Raw genomic sequence first — 16,682 nt, forward strand, 5'->3', positions numbered from 1 at the left:
GCAAAGTCAGCCTTGATCGGATATTCAAGTACGTAATCTTTCCCATCAATCTCACGGGTTTCTTTACCTTCGGCCAAAAGTGTTCCAAAGCCTGTTGGGGTAAACACAGCACCTAATCCCATACCGGCTGCCTGAATACGACACGCCAGATTACCTTGCGGCACTACTTCAAGTTCAACCTTTCCGGCACGGTACAGTTCATCAAAAACATAAGAATCTGACTGACGTGGGAAAGAACAGATCACTTTTTTAACCGAACCGGCTTTTAGCAATTTCGCCAGACCATAATCGCCATTACCGGCATTGTTGCTGACAATGGTTAAATCTTTAACACCGAGTTCAATAAGACCATCAATGAGTTCAGCGGGTTGTCCTGCGGTACCGAAACCACCAATCAGAATGGTTGCACCATCTTTAATCTGCGATAGAACCTCGCTTAGTGAGGACTTACTTTTGTCAATCATTAGACAACTCCATTGTGCTCATTGAAGAAGAGAGATAAGAGAGTTAGGCACACTGAGGCGAGAAGAATAGATAAATATTTCACTCAATCCCGAGTGTTTCCCTTAGATTTCCCTTTTAAACATTTTTGATAATTTTCGTATTTTGATCTAGTAAGCTAAACACAGTTTTGTTCGCTATAAATATATTTTGTTCGATGATCGAACATTATCTAAGTAAATTACTCAACTAATCTTATCGATTTGAGGTGTAAAAAACATTAATTCTTATAAATAGATATGTAGAAATGAAATATTTACTTAGGCTATTTTACAATTAAAACTACAATTTATTATTCGATTTTTATCTTAAGACTGTGATTGTAAAATTAAACGTGCAAGTTCTAAATCATCAGGATAAGTAATTTTGATATTATCAGAACGCCCCATCACAACCTGCACAGTTTCACCCATATATTCGAGTGCACTTGCCTCATCGGTAATAGCAATGTTATTTTCTAAAGCGTATTCAATTGCCTTTTTGAGCTTCCCAATTTTAGCAATTTGAGGAGTTTGAGCTTGCCACAATGAATCCCGACTTACCGTCTTATTAATATAATTATCTACCCTAACCTGCTTTAACGTATCACGAACAGGAATCGCTAAGATAGCACTATGATTTGATTCAATTGCTTGTTCGACAAGGGCATTTAAACATTCAATTGTTACACAAGGCCGTGCTGCATCATGCACAAGTACCCAATCATTTTCGTCAGCAAAAGTTAAAAGATGATTTAATGCGTTTAATACTGAATGGACTCGTTCTGCCCCACCCATACAAAAATGAGCCTTATCTATATTTTGAAATGCGAGAGTCTGAGCAAAAGTATCTTGGGTACCAATTGCCAAAACATAACCATTTAATGGAAGTTGACTTATGCGCCGAACAGTATGTTCTAAAACAGTCGTATTCTGAATATATTGATACTGCTTCAATTCAGTTTTAGAAAATCGACTTCCTGACCCTGCAGCTGGAATCACTGCCCACAATTTAGTCTGGGATATCTGGGGATGCAGGTGTCTCATTCGTTTCCAAATCAACTTTAGCGTTCGGGTCAATATAAATAGGCTTGTAATGGGTACTGATGGTACTCATTTGAACAAATGTCTCATGTGGTTTAACCAAACCAAGATCAAGACGAGCATGTTCTTCTATTGCTTCTGTACCATTTTTCAGGTCAAAAACCTCTGCTGCCAAAATACGGTTTCTTTCTTTAAGCTCTTCATTTACTTCAGCTTGTTGCTGAATTTGTTGCATGAGAGCTTGATGAGGGAGATAGCCACCCTCACCTAACCAAAATTGATATTGCAGTATGGCTACTAAAACAATAACCAGTAGCAATATCAGTTTGCTTGAAGTGGATCGAAATACTTCTAACATATCATTAAGATTTTTAATTAAAAACTTTCGTTAAGAGATTGTATTGTATAGTAATTAAGAAGTAGCATGCGAAATTCCTGCAAAAATTTAAGCAAAATTATTAATGGGCATATTACTTTAATTGACCATTGTGACATGTTTCATTTTGTCAAAAATGAATGGAATTTGAAAGGGAAATAATATTTATAAGTACAACTGCTTATAAATCAATCTACGCACAAAAAAGCCCTCTTTTGAGGGCTTTTATAAATCGGTTACTTATGAGTATGTCTATATCAAAAATTATAACGAACACTCAGCGTTGCATTTCGTGGTGTTCCCCAGTTCATTGAGTTTTCACCAATACCTTCATAATATTTCTCATCAAAAATATTATCGATATTAAATTGAAGTTTAATATTTTTATCTACTTGATAGCCAAGCATCGCACTTGCTAAAACATAAGCATCTTGCTCAATGCGAGAGCTTCCACTACCCGTATAGTATTTACTCTTATAATTTAAGCCAAGTCCTGCACTCCACTGATTAACTTTGTACTTCACAAATAAATTTGAAGTTGTTCGAGAGTTTGTCGTATTAACCTTCGTACCCTTTGCATCTTTTGCTTCGAAATTAGCAATACCGAAATTAATACCCCAATTGTCATTAATCTCGCCATCAGCTTCAAACTCAAAACCTTTACTTTCAACCCCATCTACAGCGCGATAGGCCTGCTCGGTAGTTTGTGTACCATTGCGAATAATGAACGTGTCAGGTATCGATTCAGCAAAATTAGACTGTTCTATTCGAAATACTGACAACGCTGTATTTAAACGCCCCCCAAACCACTCACTTTTTAAGCCAGCTTCATAACTCTTACCTGTAATCGGGTCAATATATTGATCATTTACATCTTTACGATCTTGAGGTTTGAAAATTTCTGTATAACTCGCATATACAGAATGATCTTGGGCAAAATCATAAATAGCGCCAATATATGGTGCTAATTCATTGTTAAATTCACGGTTACCTTTATCATTTTCAGATTTATATTTCCAGTTAGATAAACGTGCACCAGCAATAATTTTTAAAGGATCGAGAATTTGAAATTTACCCGCAACATATGCAGCAGTTTGTGTGGTTTCATTAAGTGCGCCTCTGGTATTTAGTACCAGTGGCTGAAGTAATTCTTGCGCTATATCATTATAGTTAAGCGGGCCACCTAAATATTTTTCAATCTCTTTGTTTGCATTAGAACCACCAGAAAGATCTTTGGTCTTTTCATTCTTATTCCAAGATCCACCAATAATGATTTCTTGTGGGCGATTAAAAAGCATAAATGGCGCATTGATAAAAACATCAATATTGTTTTCTTCACTGGCAGCTTTTGCACCATATACAGAAACATTATCCTTTTTATTATCATCTATATTTTTTAGTGGACTGGTGTTGGTTGCCTTATCTACTCTTCCAGCTGTATATAACAACATGGAGTCCGTATCTTCTTTGCGGAAGGTATAAGCAACATTTAAATTAACATCACTAAATAAATTTTGTTTTAAGTTCGCAAACACTGCCGTTGTATTCACATCCCAATATGTCCAAGGCGCACTTACTGTTAAGCTTCTAGAAAAATTGGTACGGGTCCCATCAGTATAAAAAGCTGGTGTACCACCCCAGCGGATACCATCACGATGCAATTCTTGATATGTAGCTCCAAGCGACATACTTGTTTTATCGCTCAGATCATAATCAAGGGCACCATAAAATACATTCCGTTCTTTCTCATAAAAATCCATAAATGAATTTTCATCAGAATGCTTCACAAACATACGTCCACGCAATGAACCATCAGCATTAAGCGGTGCAGAAATATCTGCCGAACTACTCCAAGAGTTCCATGAGCCTAATGATGTACTGACATTACCACTAAGTTCTTTTGAGTTTGCATGTTTACGAATCATGTTCAGCGCCATCGCTGGATTGCCCGCACCTGTGGTTAAGCCATTAGAACCTTTCACCACCTCGACGCGATCATAAATATCTAAATCAAGGTCCCCTGTACCTAAATTAATCGTGCTCGGTATTCCATCTATTAAGTAATAATCTACCTCAAAACCACGCGCATAAACTTTCTGACGCTCATCAGTACGTGACGTCGAAACACCCGTAATATTGTTCATTAAATCTTGAAAAGAATCGATTTTCCGATCATCTAAATATTCACGGGTTAAAACCTTCACCGACTGTGGTGTTTCACGAAGAGATAAATTTAATTTTGTAGAAGTATTTGTGCTTTTTGCTGTATAGCTGCCCGAACCTTCGGTAACAGCGGAATCTTCTTCTGCTTGCACTTTTATCGTTTCTAAAGTGGCTGTTCCATTTGTCTCATCTGCATAAACAATTGAAGGAGCAATTAAAGCCATAGCAAGTGCTAAGGGATGAGATGTAAACGCTTTTCTAAAGGGCGGAGTGTACATAAGAAAATTCCATAATAACCAATGTGCTGTGCGAGATTCCTTAGCCTTTTGCTACTTTGGTCCTTGTTACACAGCAGCAAAAGTCGGCACAAAAATTAACATGAATGATAATTGTTATCAACAATATATTAATAATTATTCCTATTTGTTTAAATTAAATTATCAATGGTTCTAATCACTTATATATTTTCACTCTCTTCAAACCTTGTTTTGGTCATCACATCTTTTAAATTTATTGCTCTTTTCAATTAGCCAATAAAATGTTATGCAATAGTTTTATGATTAACTCAAAAAATAATAAACTAAACAGTATTTTCTTTTATATTTTATTATTCTTCTCAAACCTCTTAAGAGAGAATAAAAGGTACAAGTTGTAGTGCATAAAGTTTTAGCATTTTCTTTAGTAAGCTTAGGTTTGAGCGCTTGTAATAACCATACTGATGATAGTCCTTCTAAAATAATTAATACGAAGGACTATCAGAAGCAGCACAAACCAAATAATACTTATATATATGAATATAATGAAATTATTTATAAATTAAACACGGAACAAGACCAAACAACTGCTCACTTAAGATTTAAAAACTTATTGAAAAAGATACCTTCTAACGAGAACAATCTAAATATTTTAAAAACTAAACGCAAAATACTTGTACATTTAGGTTGTCTTAATGAAGCATATAGTGTTACCGAAAAAATACTAGCTAAAACAGATAGTTCAAAGCTACAAGAGATGCAATGTATTTTTTTAAGCAAAATGAAAAGAGACCCTTATCAAATAAAAGAATGCTATGAAGAAACTGCTAATAGTTATTTAACCGAGATAAATTTGATCCCAAAAGCTGCTTTAAGATATCAATATGCTTTATGGGGACACTATGCAGCGATGTTCAATGCTGGTCATATAGAATACAAAGACAAACTCCAAGAAATTATCGACTATCATAATATTGAAGATCACAAAAAAACTTATCAACAAATGTATAAAAATATTATGGATCCTCATGCTTTTCAAAAACGTTTAGATGCCATCCCCTATACCTCTAATTGTCGTTAAACTATCTTATTAAATATAATAAATTTTTGATTATTAATTATATTCACAGTCATATCTTTCTTAAGGAGAATTTATTTAATAATAAGAAACCACCCACAAAGTATATCTTTTATCTCCCATTTAAATACAAGCTCATATAAAGTAAAAGTACCTTTTTAATAGATCTACTTTGCAATAAATCAGCTTGGTCACGCTATCAACAGTAAACTTCTTCGTAGAGAATTAGTTGAAATAAATTTATAAAAAGTCACATATATTTCGAGCTTTTAACTAATAACTACCTAAAAAGTATATTTTTTTATTTTTTACTTTGTTAAGAATTTATAAGGATCTCTTCTAACTATTTTAATAAGGAGAAAAAAATGGATTTTTTTAATATTTTCATTGGTGACACGACTTGGAAATTTGTTTTAGAAATTTTGGTTCGATGTACCGTAATGTTCATCATCATTATTAGTTTTTTAAGATTATCCGGTAAACGAGGTATACGTCAGCTCTCCCTTTTTGAACTCGCAATTATTTTATGTTTAGGTTCAGCCGCCGGTGACCCGATGTTTACCGAAGACTTACCTATTGCCCATGCCTTCGTCGCGTTTGTTGTTATTCTTTTTCTTTATCGCTTTGCTACATGGAGTATGGTAAAGCATAAAAAAATTGAAGATTTGCTTGAAGGAAAAGCGCTTTGTATTGTTAAGGATGGCCTTGTAGTCTACAAAGATTTCCAAAAACAATCATATTCTCATGATGAGTTTTTCTCAGAAATGCGTCAACAAAATGTTGAGCACCTTGGACAAGTAAGAACAGCTTTGTTGGAGTCGGATGGTATTCTTAGTCTGCTTTATTTTGAAGATGAAGATGTAAAATGGGGCTTGCCGCTATTCCCTGATGCCTACCGTAAAGCCGATGTACTGAAACTTAATACTTTTTATTCATGTATGAAGTGTGGTGAAACTAAAATTTTAAATAAAATCGATCAAGAATGTACCCGCTGCAAACATCACAGTTGGGCTGAGTCTTTAAAAACACGCCGATTAGGATAATAAAAAAGGTGCTATTTCCTATTAAAAACAGGAAATAGCACCTTCAAATGTTAAAAAATTAATTTTAACTTTTTATTTAAAGATTAGTTTAAACCTTTAAATTCAGCTTTACCGCGGTAAGCAGCTTTAGTCAATTCTTCAATACGAAGTAATTGGTTGTACTTAGAAACACGATCAGAACGGCAAAGTGAACCAGTCTTGATTTGACCAGCAGCTGTACCTACTGCTAAGTCAGCAATAGTAGAATCTTCTGTTTCACCAGAACGGTGAGAAATAACAGTCGAATAACCATTTGCTTTAGCAAGATAGATTGCATCTAAAGTTTCAGTCAAAGTACCGATCTGGTTATATTTGATTAAGATTGAGTTACCAACTTTTTCATCAATACCACGTTGTAAAATCTTAGGATTAGTTACGAACAAATCATCACCAACCAATTGGATTTTATCACCAAGGATTGAAGTCAAGTAGCTCCAGCCTTCCCAATCAGACTCATCAAGACCATCTTCGATTGAGATAATTGGATATTGATTTACAAGGCCAGCTAAATAATCTGCAAACTGATGGCTTGTAAATGCACGGTTGCCTTCGCCTTCTAAAACGTATTGACCATTTTTGTAGAATTCTGAAGATGCGCAGTCAAGTGCAAGCATCATGTCTGAACCAGCTTTGTAACCAGTCAATTCAATTGCTTGTAAAATGATTTGAATTGCTTCTTCGTTAGAACGTAAGTTAGGAGCAAAACCACCTTCATCACCTACTGCAGTATTCAAACCTTGTTTCTTTAAAACTGATTTTAAAGAATGGAATACTTCAGCACCAGCACGTAAAGCTTCAGCAAATGAAGTGAAACCTACAGGCTCAATCATGAACTCTTGAATATCAACAGTGTTGTCCGCATGCTCACCACCATTTAAGATGTTCATCATCGGTACAGGCATTGTCAAAATTGTTTGACCACGAAGATCTGCGATGTATTGGAAAAGAGGTAGTTTCTTTTCTTCAGCAGCAGCGCGCGCAGCAGCCAATGACACAGCTAAAGTTGCGTTAGCACCTAATTTCTCTTTGTTTTCAGTACCGTCAAGCGCGATCATTGTATTATCAATGTCTTTTTGCTCAAAAACTGATTTACCCAACAAAGCATCACGAATCAACGTATTAACGTTATTAACTGCTGTACGAACGCCTTTACCTAAGTAACGCGATTTATCACCGTCACGTAGTTCTAAAGCTTCACGAGAACCAGTTGAAGCACCAGATGGTGCACATGCACGACCAACAACCCCAGATTCTAAAATTACGTCTGCTTCGATGGTTGGGTTACCACGAGAGTCCAAAATTTCACGTGCACGAATGTCAACGATTTGGCTCATGAACAATTCCTCTTTGAATGAATATGAGCTGCGGTTAAAGCAGCGTAAGGGTTATAAAACAACTCAATGGGTGTCTAACTTTTTGAATCCTTTAACTAAAGTATCCAATTCTTTTATTTGTGCCAAGAACGGTTCAAGTTGCGACATACGTAATGCACAAGGTCCATCACATTTTGCATGTTCTGGGTCTGGGTGTCCTTCCAAGAACAATCCAGCCAAACCAGTTGCCATTCCAGCGCGTGCTAAAGTTGTAATTTGAGCACGACGACCACCTGCTGAATCAGAACGACCACCAGGGGTTTGTAACGCATGTGTCACGTCAAAGAAAACTGGCACATTCATTTCTTTCATTGTGTCAAAGCCAAGCATATCTACAACAAGATTGTTATAACCAAATGCTGAACCACGTTCACAAAGAATAAGTTTGTCGTTTCCTGCTTCTAAACATTTATGCAGGATATGACGCATTTCATGAGGTGCTAAAAACTGGGCTTTCTTAATATTAATAATAGCCTGTGTTTTCGCCATCGCCTCGACAAGATCAGTCTGACGACTTAAGAAAGCGGGTAATTGAATAATATCGGCTACTTCTGCAACTGGTGCAGCCTGATATGGCTCGTGCACATCAGTAATGATAGGAACATTAAAATGTTTTTTAATATCACCTAACCATTCGATACCTTTTTCAAGTCCAGGACCACGGAATGAATGCAGACTAGAACGATTTGCTTTATCGAAACTCGCTTTAAATACATAAGGAATATCTAAGCGTTTGCAAATATCAACATACGTTTCTGCAATTTCAAAAGCTAAATCTTTTGATTCAAGTACGTTCATTCCGCCAAATAATACAAATGGCAAATGATTTGCCATTTGTATATCGCCTAAACGTACAACTTCTTGTGGTTTTAATTGTGACATTTAAACTTTCCCAGTTTATTTAAAATCGCATTATTTACTTTTTTGATGCTGTGTTTTTGCAGCGTCAATAAAACTAGCAAATAATGGATGTCCATCACGTGGTGAACTTGTAAATTCCGGGTGGAATTGTACAGCAATAAACCAAGGATGTTCAGGAATTTCTACAGTTTCAACTAAATGTTGTGCTGAAGAGTAACCTGAAATCTTCATACCAGCTTGTTCAATCGACTCAATGAAACGGTTATTCATTTCATAACGGTGACGATGACGCTCAGTGATTTCAGCTTTACCGTAGACTTCACGTGTTTTTGTGCCTTCAACCAATTCAGATTTTTGAGCACCTAAACGCATAGTTCCACCTAGGTCAGACTCAAGGCTGCGTTGTTGTAATTCACCGCGCTCATCTAACCATTCAGTAATTAAACCAATGAGTGGATATTTTGTAGAACGGTTAAATTCTGTAGAAGAAGCTTCTGGCATACCTGCAACATGGCGAGCGTATTCAATAACAGCCAATTGCATGCCTAAACAAATACCCAAGAATGGGATTTTGTTTTCACGTGCGTATTGAATAGCTCTCATTTTGCCTTCAGTACCACGTTCACCAAAACCACCTGGAACTAAAATTGCGTCAGCTGTACTTAAAATAGATACGTCTTGGCTTTCAAGTTCTTCAGCGTTGACATAATCAATTTGTACTTTTACGCGATTTTTAATACCTGCGTGTAATAACGCTTCATTCACAGACTTATAAGCATCTGGTAATTCAACATATTTACCAACCATAGCTACACGTAAAGTGTATTCAGGATTTAGTAATGCTTCGACTACATTATCCCAATCTTCTAGGTTTGCTTCTGGAAGATCATTAAATCCAAAACGCTCACAGATCAAATCATCAACGTTTTGTTCATAGAATGTACGTGGAATTTGATAAATCGTTTTCGCATCTTTACATACCACTACAGCACGCGCTTCTACGTTAGTGAACAATGCAATTTTGCGTTTAGTGTCAACATCCACATCATATTCAGTACGGCAGATAAGAATATCTGGCTGAATACCAATCGAAAGCAACTCTTTTACAGAGTGTTGAGTTGGTTTTGTCTTAAGCTCTGCTGCAGATTTGATATATGGCAACAAAGTTAAATGCATAAGCATGGTTCTTTTATGACCAAGCTCAACCATTAACTGACGAACTGACTCCATAAATGGAAGTGATTCGATATCACCTACCGTACCGCCAATTTCTACGATAGCAACATCGTAGCCTTCACCTGCGCGAAGTACGCGTTCTTTAATGTTGTCAGTAATATGAGGAATAACTTGAACTGTACCACCAAGATAGTCACCACGACGTTCTTTATTTAAAACGTCCTGATATACACGACCACTGGTAAAGTTATTAAGTTTGGTCATTTTCGCACGACGTAAGAAACGTTCGTAATAACCCAAGTCTAGATCAGTTTCGGCACCATCCTCTGTGACAAAAACTTCACCATGTTGGAAAGGGCTCATTGTCCCTGGATCGACATTAATGTAGGGATCCATTTTAACCATTGTGACTTTTAAGCCACGGGCTTCCAAAAGTGCAGCAACTGAAGCAGCAGAAATACCTTTACCTAGCGATGAAACTACACCACCAGTGACAAAAATAAAATGGGTCATTAAGTTTCTCGTACAATCAAGCCGAAATCGGCCTACAATGTTTGGCAATTTTACTGTACTCTGCCCCTATAAAGCAAAGTCAAACCGCATCAATTCAAAGATCATTAAACAACTGGCTATTCTATCAGCATTTTTAATAAAAATTTAGGTCAATCTCACATGATTTTTTCATTCTCTTTTGCTGTTATAATGCCAGCTCCTCAATTAAATGTTGTTTAGGACAATGGCAAATAAAAAACTTTTAATCTGTGCTGCAATTGCTGCTGGACTATTGTTAACCGCATGTGTCAAAAAAGAAACACCTAAAGAAGAAGAGCAAGAAAAGGTTGAAACTGCTGTTTCAGAACCTACACCTGCTGAACCTGCAAAATTTGAGTCTTTAGAAAGTGTTCAAACTGAAGAAGCTCAAACTCAGGAACCAACGCAAGTTGAGGTGCATCACGAAGAAACAGCAAATACGACAACTGAAATTCGCCGTGAAACTCGCCCTGCACAAGCTGAGCAAAATTCACAAACAAATGTTTCTGAGCAACCTAAAGCAGAACCAAAGCCAAAACCTGAACCTAAGCCTGAACCAAAAGCAGAGCCAAAACCATCTAAACCAGCTGAACCAGCTCAAAGTGAAGATGATGCTGTTGCTGCTGCAATTGCGGCTGCTACTCCAGCGCTTAAGAACTAAGTTCATATGCGAATATGCCCAAATTGAACCATCAGTTTGGGCTTTTTAAATATTATTTAAATTATCAACACAATAATAAATTTTACTTTTCTTTCTATTTATCTTTAAAGTTTTCTTAGTTATCAATTAGGGACAATCTACTTTTTCTGCCAAAAAAGTATTGACGATAGATATAGGGCGATGTAGTTTTTGATCAAGTTCCTTTTAGGAACTTTAATTAAAAGAAGATTGGAGCCTAGAATGAATACAGTATCAAATCGTGTCCCCGCCTCATTTCCAGTCCGTCGTATGGACTATAATTTTGAAAACGTACCTCGCTACTGGTGTAATAACGAGCCTACTTTTACACATTATTTTACTGGTTTATCTACATTGTTCCCTGAAGGTGAATCATATTTTGTTCGCTCTGTTCGAGCTTTACGCGCCAAAGCAAAGTCGAATGAAATTTTAGATCGGGAAATCAGTGCGTTTATTGGCCAAGAAGCAATGCACTCAAAAGAACATCATGCTTTTCATGTAAGTGCACAGCAATATGGTTTAGATCCTCAATCTTTAGAAAAAGTAACTGGTATCGTTTTAAAAGCTATTGAAAAAGTTTTTAGTAAAAAATGGAATTTGCTTGTAACAGTGGGTCTAGAACACTACACAGCAGTACTTGTGGTTAGCATGATGCAATCCGTTAATGAATTGATGACAGACTCAACTATTCGCAATTTATGGCTATGGCATAGTATTGAAGAAACTGAACATAAAGCTGTGGCTTTTGATCTCTACCAACATTTATATGGAAGCGGCTTAAGCGCATACCTTCCTCGCATTACAGTTTTTACTTTAAGTCTATTTTTGATTACCGGTTTTTCAACAATTTATCAATTTGTTCTTATGAAACGGGATCATCAACTTTTAAATTTCAAATCTTGGCGTAAGTTCTTTAGCTTTGCGAATAAACAATATAGAACATTGATCCCTCAATTTTTTGATTATTATCGCTTTGACTTTCACCCCAACCAAACAGATGAAAAAGACCTCGTGGCTAGCACAAAAATCAAAATTGGACTAAAAGATCCTAAATTGCTTTTATCTTGACCAAATAAAATTATAAAGCCCATCTATTGAATGGGCTTTATTTAAGTTATTGCAAATTACCGTTATTGCTTATGTTCGACCATAAAATAATCTGATATTAATTTGGCAGCCCATGAGGTACTTTTCCAACCTTCATAGAAGCCACAATGACTTCCTTTTTTTGTGGTGATTACCGCAATATTACTCATTTGCTGAATCGTTTCTTTGTATGGTTCCAAATTTTTAATAGAACAGACTGGATCATCCTCAGCGTTAAGAATCATTAATGGTATTTTGACATTCTCAAATACATAAATTGGATTAATGGCTTGGCAATAACTTTGATAATCCTCAAAGCCAGCCATTTCAAAATATTCTCTCTCAAACTCTTCCAGACTTGTGGTCGCTAGAACTTTTTCAATAGAAGAAAGTTGGTTCCATGTATTTTGATAAGGATGAATAAAATACTTGAATAACTTTTTGGTCATCATTTTGCTATAAAACGGATGAACATTTTTAAAGCCAATCTCTGTGTTGTAGCCTGGACACATTGCAAAGGCAGCTTTAAATGGCGTGTCAGTACCTTGCTCTCCTAAGTAGCGAACCAGTAGTCCTGTCCCAGCAGAGGAACCTACGGCGTATAAATCCGATTTAGGAAACAAATTTTGAATATGTTCAAGTTGCTCTTTAAGATCGCTTGTTGACCCAAAAAGAGAAATCTGTGGCACAGGCATAGGTAATCCAGCATGCCCACGGCGTAAGCATAGTGCTATTCTCCATCCTGTATAGTGATGTATATCTTTCACAAGTTCACGCATACTTTCAGGGGTCCCTGTAATGGTATGCATAATGACAACTGTTGGAGTATCTGGAGGAAGATCATAGCCATACCACGCGATCGCAGTTACGCCACCATCTTTCATGGTGAGCTGATCAATACGATCATATTCAAGCTTAATGGTTTTTTTTCTAATAATATCAAAATATAAAAGATGAACATGATTGTTGCTTAACCACGGTGTGGGCCGATATTTTTGCTTGAGCTGGGGCAATTTCTCCAGAATATCTTTTATTTTCCCATTTGGATCATAATAGATTTTTGGCTGTTCAGCACCTAATACCGAATCGAACAATTCTGAACCGAAAGCTTTAATTTTATTTAAAGTAGATATGCCCATTTTCAATCACTACCTCTGATTATGAGTTAAATGATTGCCGCACTAAGGCTGCAACCTGTTGTCCCCAAATTGCATAAATTTCCTTGCTCGGATGAAAACCATCACTTGCCATAGGCAGATTCATCGCTTGAAAATGCTCAATATCATATTGAATGAACTTAAATTGGTTTTGTGATTCTAACCATTTATCTAGTACCTGATTCATTTGTTCCGCATATTTTCCAAACAACCAAGCCAATGGATTTGGTAACGCTGGGAAATGCTGCATTGGCGGAACACCAGAAACAATAATGAGCTTAGGCTGAAAACGTGCCTGTATATATTGAAATAATTGTTTTTGTTGTTTTATCCATGAACTTGCTGAGGTTAGTTTCGTGACATCATTAACACCAATCGACGTAACTACCACATCGTAATTTTGTTGCTCTAAATGCTGTACTGCTTGAAAAACCTGCTTAGTTGTATCACCTGTTTTTGCATGCAGTTTCCAGCGTATCGAATATTGATCTTGCAACTCAGAAATAATCGCACCAGATAAAGCATCTTTTTGGTTTTCTACCCCAACACCTGCTGCGGCAGAGTCTCCTAAAATAAGTAATGATAGAGGCCTTCCATTACCAACGATGCCTTGTCTCTCACCACTGGCTTCTAGCAAGCGTGGCGTATTCTTACGAACCTTCGTTCCCTGTACAAACAGTACAGGAAGCAATGCTAGAGTTGAAAGCTTTAACCACATTTTATTGATCTCTATCTTACTTACTTAGGCTATTTACTAAAATTATTGAGGTTGAAATTTAGCAATTCTTATACCCATTTGTTCAGCCAATGCTGCTAGACCACTCATTGGACGAATCATTACTTCAAAATCAATAATTTTGCCTTGTTCATTAAAACGAATCATATCAATACCTTTTAATGATTTACCACTGACATTGGCACTGAACTCAAGCACTACATTTTCACCGTCTTCTGTGTAGAACTCACGATGATAGGTAAAGTCTTCGAACACCTGAATCACATTGGTAAGAATGAAGAAAACAACCTGCTTTCCTTCATAAGGTTTGTAAGCAACTGGTGAGCGAAAAACCACTTCATCCGCCAGCAAGTCATTTAGATCGGATAAGTTACCAGCCTGAACCATTTCATGCCATTTTTCTAAAGACTGTTTTGTTGTTTCGAGTGTCATTGTTTTTATATCCTATAATTTAACCAAAGAAGTAACGGGCATTTCTCTTTAAAGAAATGCCCATAAAAATTTATAGTGTCGCTGCTAATTCAGCGCCTTGGCGTATTGCACGTTTTGCATCCAGTTCCCCCGCCTCTTTAGCGCCACCAATTAAATGAACTTTTTTTCCATCTGTTTTTAATTGATCATACATTGCAGTAAATGACTCTTGGCCTGCGCAAATCACCACATGGTCAACCTCAAGTACACTTGGTTTTCCATCTATAGTTATATGTAAGCCTTGATCGTCTACCTTGTCGTATTGCACACCAGCAAACATTTTGACCTGACGATTTTTTAGTCCTGTACGATGAATCCAGCCTGTTGTTTTACCTAAACCAGCACCTACAGCAGCAGTTTTACGTTGTAGTAAATAGATTTCTCGTTCAGATGCCTCAACTTTTGGCTGTTTTAAACCACCTACATGTTCATATTGAGTATCGATTCCCCACTCTTCATAGAACTTTTCTGGATTTAAACTGCCACTTTCACCTTCATGAGTAAGATATTCAGCTGTGTCGAAACCAATACCACCCGCTCCAATAATGGCAACACGTTGGCCTACTGGCACACGCTCTTTTAAAACCTGTAAATAGCTCAGTACTTTAGGATGATCAATTCCCTCAAACTGTAATTGACGAGGTGTTACACCTGTTGCAACCACAATTTCATCAAAATTTGCTTGGCTTAATTCTTCGTAAGTTGCTTGATGGTTTAATACAAGTTCAATGTTTGGTCGCAATTCAATTTGACGACTAAAGTAGCGTAAAGTTTCGTAGAACTCCTCTTTTCCAGGAACTGTTTTTGCAATATTAAACTGACCACCAATTTGATGACTTGCTTCAAAAATTTTAACTTGATGCCCGCGATCAGCTGCATATACCGCAAAACTTAAACCTGCCGGACCCGCGCCAATAACAGCAATATTCTTTTTAACCTGAGCTTCTTTAAAGATCAGCTCAGTTTCATAACATGCACGCGGGTTTACTAAACAAGTTGCAATTTTCATTGAGAAAATATGATCTAAACAAGCTTGGTTACACCCAATACATGTATTAATTTCATCACTGCGGCCTTCACTTGCTTTCAAGACAAATTCAGCATCCGCTAACATTGGTCGTGCCATAGACACCATATCAGCATGACCCGATGCCAATACATGTTCAGCCATTTCAGGCGTATTGATTCGGTTAGAAGTAATTAAAGGAATAGAGACTTCACCTTTAAGTTTTTCAGTCACCCAAGTAAATGCAGCACGAGGAACTTTAGTTGCGATTGTAGGAATACGTGCCTCATGCCAGCCAATACCTGTATTGATAATTGTTGCGCCTGCTTTTTCAATTTCTTTTGCAAGCTGAATCACTTCATCAAAACTTGAACCGCCTTCAACTAAATCAAGCATAGATAAACGATAAATAATGATAAAATTTTCACCAACTAAAGCACGTGTGCGCTTTACAATTTCAATTGGAAAGCGGATACGATTTTCGTAACTACCACCCCATTCATCATCACGATGATTCGTTCGAGCTGCAATAAATTCATTAATTAAATAACCTTCAGAGCCCATGATTTCTACGCCATCATAGCCCGCATACTGAGCAAGTTTGGCGCAGTTAGCAAAGTCATCAATGGTTTGTTGTACTTCGGCAGAGCTTAAAGCTTTTGGCTTAATTGGGTTAATTGGTGCTTGAATTGCTGAAGGCGCAACGTTATTTGCCTGATAAGAATAACGACCCGTATGTAAAATCTGCATAGCAATTTTACCCCCAGCTTCATGGACAGCTTGGGTAATCACTTTATGTTTTTCAGCTTCTTCAACTGTATCTAGTTTGGTCCCGTGGCTAAATACAACACCATCATCATTTGGAGAAACACCGCCAGTTACAATTAAACCCACATCACCTTTTGCACGCTCAGCATAAAACGCAGCCATGCGCTCATATCCTTGCGGTGCTTCTTCTAATCCAATGTGCATCGACCCCATAAGCACACGGTTTTTTAAAGTAGTAAAGCCTAAATCAAGTGGCTTTAATAAATGTGGATAAGCTGACATATTTTCTCCTATGGCTAGCAATAGCTTGCTAATGCAACTTGTTGCATAAATTTATAATCAAATTTTGACTTTTATGCAAC

15 protein-coding genes are annotated in these 16,682 nt (G+C 36.8%); 4 read left to right on the top strand and 11 right to left on the bottom strand.

The window, feature by feature from the left end:
* From J536_RS22800 to J536_RS22810, 4 genes are all read right to left on the bottom strand, one after another.
* Positions 1 to 464 (bottom strand): 3-oxoacid CoA-transferase subunit A (locus J536_RS22800; RefSeq protein ID WP_032064064.1); only part of this gene is annotated, 464 nt, incomplete at its 3' end.
* A 345-nt stretch (positions 465 to 809) separates the two neighbouring features.
* Positions 810 to 1,526, bottom strand: a complete 717-nt coding sequence (gene ispD, locus J536_RS0104845; RefSeq protein WP_032064059.1) for a 2-C-methyl-D-erythritol 4-phosphate cytidylyltransferase — start codon at positions 1,524 to 1,526, stop codon at positions 810 to 812.
* A complete protein-coding gene (ftsB, locus tag J536_RS22805) occupies positions 1,492 to 1,881 on the bottom strand; it encodes a cell division protein FtsB (RefSeq protein ID WP_005069056.1) in 390 nt (129 codons plus the stop codon). Before ftsB ends, ispD begins: the two co-directional genes overlap by 35 nt.
* Positions 1,882 to 2,156: 275 nt before the next feature.
* A complete protein-coding gene (locus J536_RS22810; RefSeq protein WP_032064060.1) occupies positions 2,157 to 4,340 on the bottom strand; it encodes a TonB-dependent siderophore receptor in 2,184 nt (727 codons plus the stop codon).
* Between the two features lie 376 nt (positions 4,341 to 4,716).
* Here J536_RS22810 and J536_RS22815 point away from each other — a divergent pair, with 376 nt between their 5' ends.
* A complete protein-coding gene (locus J536_RS22815) occupies positions 4,717 to 5,397 on the top strand; it encodes a hypothetical protein (RefSeq protein WP_032055990.1) in 681 nt (226 codons plus the stop codon).
* A 362-nt stretch (positions 5,398 to 5,759) separates the two neighbouring features.
* Positions 5,760 to 6,437, top strand: a complete 678-nt coding sequence (locus J536_RS22820) for a DUF421 domain-containing protein (protein ID WP_014206937.1) — start codon at positions 5,760 to 5,762, stop codon at positions 6,435 to 6,437.
* Positions 6,438 to 6,520: 83 nt separating this feature from the next.
* Here the strand turns inward: J536_RS22820 and eno are convergent, their stop codons facing one another.
* The 3 genes from eno to J536_RS22835 form a co-directional block, all read right to left on the bottom strand.
* Complete coding sequence (gene eno / locus J536_RS22825) at positions 6,521 to 7,810, bottom strand: phosphopyruvate hydratase (protein ID WP_002121066.1); 1,290 nt, start codon at positions 7,808 to 7,810, stop codon at positions 6,521 to 6,523.
* 63 nt (positions 7,811 to 7,873) lie between these two features.
* A complete protein-coding gene (gene kdsA / locus J536_RS22830) occupies positions 7,874 to 8,731 on the bottom strand; it encodes a 3-deoxy-8-phosphooctulonate synthase (protein WP_002121042.1) in 858 nt (285 codons plus the stop codon).
* Between the two features lie 30 nt (positions 8,732 to 8,761).
* Positions 8,762 to 10,399: a CTP synthase gene (locus tag J536_RS22835; RefSeq protein WP_017480995.1), complete on the bottom strand. Its 1,638-nt coding sequence runs from the start codon at positions 10,397 to 10,399 to the stop codon at positions 8,762 to 8,764.
* A 223-nt stretch (positions 10,400 to 10,622) separates the two neighbouring features.
* On the opposite strand from J536_RS22835, the gene J536_RS22840 reads away from it, so the two are divergent.
* Positions 10,623 to 11,078: a hypothetical protein gene (locus J536_RS22840; RefSeq protein ID WP_002121076.1), complete on the top strand. Its 456-nt coding sequence runs from the start codon at positions 10,623 to 10,625 to the stop codon at positions 11,076 to 11,078.
* A gap of 240 nt (positions 11,079 to 11,318) precedes the next feature.
* Positions 11,319 to 12,164 (top strand): metal-dependent hydrolase, encoded by an 846-nt coding sequence (locus J536_RS22845; protein ID WP_002121049.1) that lies wholly within the window; start codon positions 11,319 to 11,321, stop codon positions 12,162 to 12,164.
* Between the two features lie 62 nt (positions 12,165 to 12,226).
* Here the strand turns inward: J536_RS22845 and J536_RS22850 are convergent, their stop codons facing one another.
* The 4 genes from J536_RS22850 to J536_RS22865 all read right to left on the bottom strand — a co-directional run bounded on the left by J536_RS22850 (position 12,227) and on the right by J536_RS22865 (position 16,602).
* Positions 12,227 to 13,321 carry a YheT family hydrolase gene (locus J536_RS22850; RefSeq protein ID WP_032064061.1) on the bottom strand — a complete coding sequence of 365 codons (1,095 nt, stop codon included), beginning with the start codon at positions 13,319 to 13,321 and terminating at the stop codon, positions 12,227 to 12,229.
* A 19-nt stretch (positions 13,322 to 13,340) separates the two neighbouring features.
* Positions 13,341 to 14,057 carry an SGNH/GDSL hydrolase family protein gene (locus J536_RS22855; RefSeq protein WP_017480992.1) on the bottom strand — a complete coding sequence of 239 codons (717 nt, stop codon included), beginning with the start codon at positions 14,055 to 14,057 and terminating at the stop codon, positions 13,341 to 13,343.
* Between the two features lie 42 nt (positions 14,058 to 14,099).
* Complete coding sequence (locus J536_RS22860) at positions 14,100 to 14,507, bottom strand: nuclear transport factor 2 family protein (RefSeq protein WP_005069036.1); 408 nt, start codon at positions 14,505 to 14,507, stop codon at positions 14,100 to 14,102.
* 70 nt (positions 14,508 to 14,577) lie between these two features.
* Positions 14,578 to 16,602, bottom strand: a complete 2,025-nt coding sequence (locus J536_RS22865; RefSeq protein ID WP_032064062.1) for an NADPH-dependent 2,4-dienoyl-CoA reductase — start codon at positions 16,600 to 16,602, stop codon at positions 14,578 to 14,580.
* Positions 16,603 to 16,682 lie beyond the last annotated feature (80 nt).

The organism is Acinetobacter sp. 809848 (genome assembly GCF_000581275.1).
Taxonomy (GTDB): domain Bacteria; phylum Pseudomonadota; class Gammaproteobacteria; order Pseudomonadales; family Moraxellaceae; genus Acinetobacter; species Acinetobacter pittii.

What these genes read in the sequence shown, in the direction of transcription:
- ispD (WP_032064059.1), bottom strand. Translation starts at nt 1,526, where the DNA reads ATGAGACACCTGCATCCCCAGATATCCCAGACTAAATTGTGGGCAGTG.
- J536_RS22845 (WP_002121049.1), top strand. Translation starts at nt 11,319, where the DNA reads ATGAATACAGTATCAAATCGTGTCCCCGCCTCATTTCCAGTCCGTCGT.
- J536_RS22850 (WP_032064061.1), bottom strand. Translation starts at nt 13,321, where the DNA reads ATGGGCATATCTACTTTAAATAAAATTAAAGCTTTCGGTTCAGAATTG.
- J536_RS22820 (WP_014206937.1), top strand. Translation starts at nt 5,760, where the DNA reads ATGGATTTTTTTAATATTTTCATTGGTGACACGACTTGGAAATTTGTT.
- J536_RS22855 (WP_017480992.1), bottom strand. Translation starts at nt 14,057, where the DNA reads ATGTGGTTAAAGCTTTCAACTCTAGCATTGCTTCCTGTACTGTTTGTA.
- J536_RS22835 (WP_017480995.1), bottom strand. Translation starts at nt 10,399, where the DNA reads ATGACCCATTTTATTTTTGTCACTGGTGGTGTAGTTTCATCGCTAGGT.
- kdsA (WP_002121042.1), bottom strand. Translation starts at nt 8,731, where the DNA reads ATGTCACAATTAAAACCACAAGAAGTTGTACGTTTAGGCGATATACAA.
- J536_RS22860 (WP_005069036.1), bottom strand. Translation starts at nt 14,507, where the DNA reads ATGACACTCGAAACAACAAAACAGTCTTTAGAAAAATGGCATGAAATG.
- ftsB (WP_005069056.1), bottom strand. Translation starts at nt 1,881, where the DNA reads ATGTTAGAAGTATTTCGATCCACTTCAAGCAAACTGATATTGCTACTG.
- J536_RS22865 (WP_032064062.1), bottom strand. Translation starts at nt 16,602, where the DNA reads ATGTCAGCTTATCCACATTTATTAAAGCCACTTGATTTAGGCTTTACT.
- J536_RS22810 (WP_032064060.1), bottom strand. Translation starts at nt 4,340, where the DNA reads ATGTACACTCCGCCCTTTAGAAAAGCGTTTACATCTCATCCCTTAGCA.
- eno (WP_002121066.1), bottom strand. Translation starts at nt 7,810, where the DNA reads ATGAGCCAAATCGTTGACATTCGTGCACGTGAAATTTTGGACTCTCGT.
- J536_RS22840 (WP_002121076.1), top strand. Translation starts at nt 10,623, where the DNA reads ATGGCAAATAAAAAACTTTTAATCTGTGCTGCAATTGCTGCTGGACTA.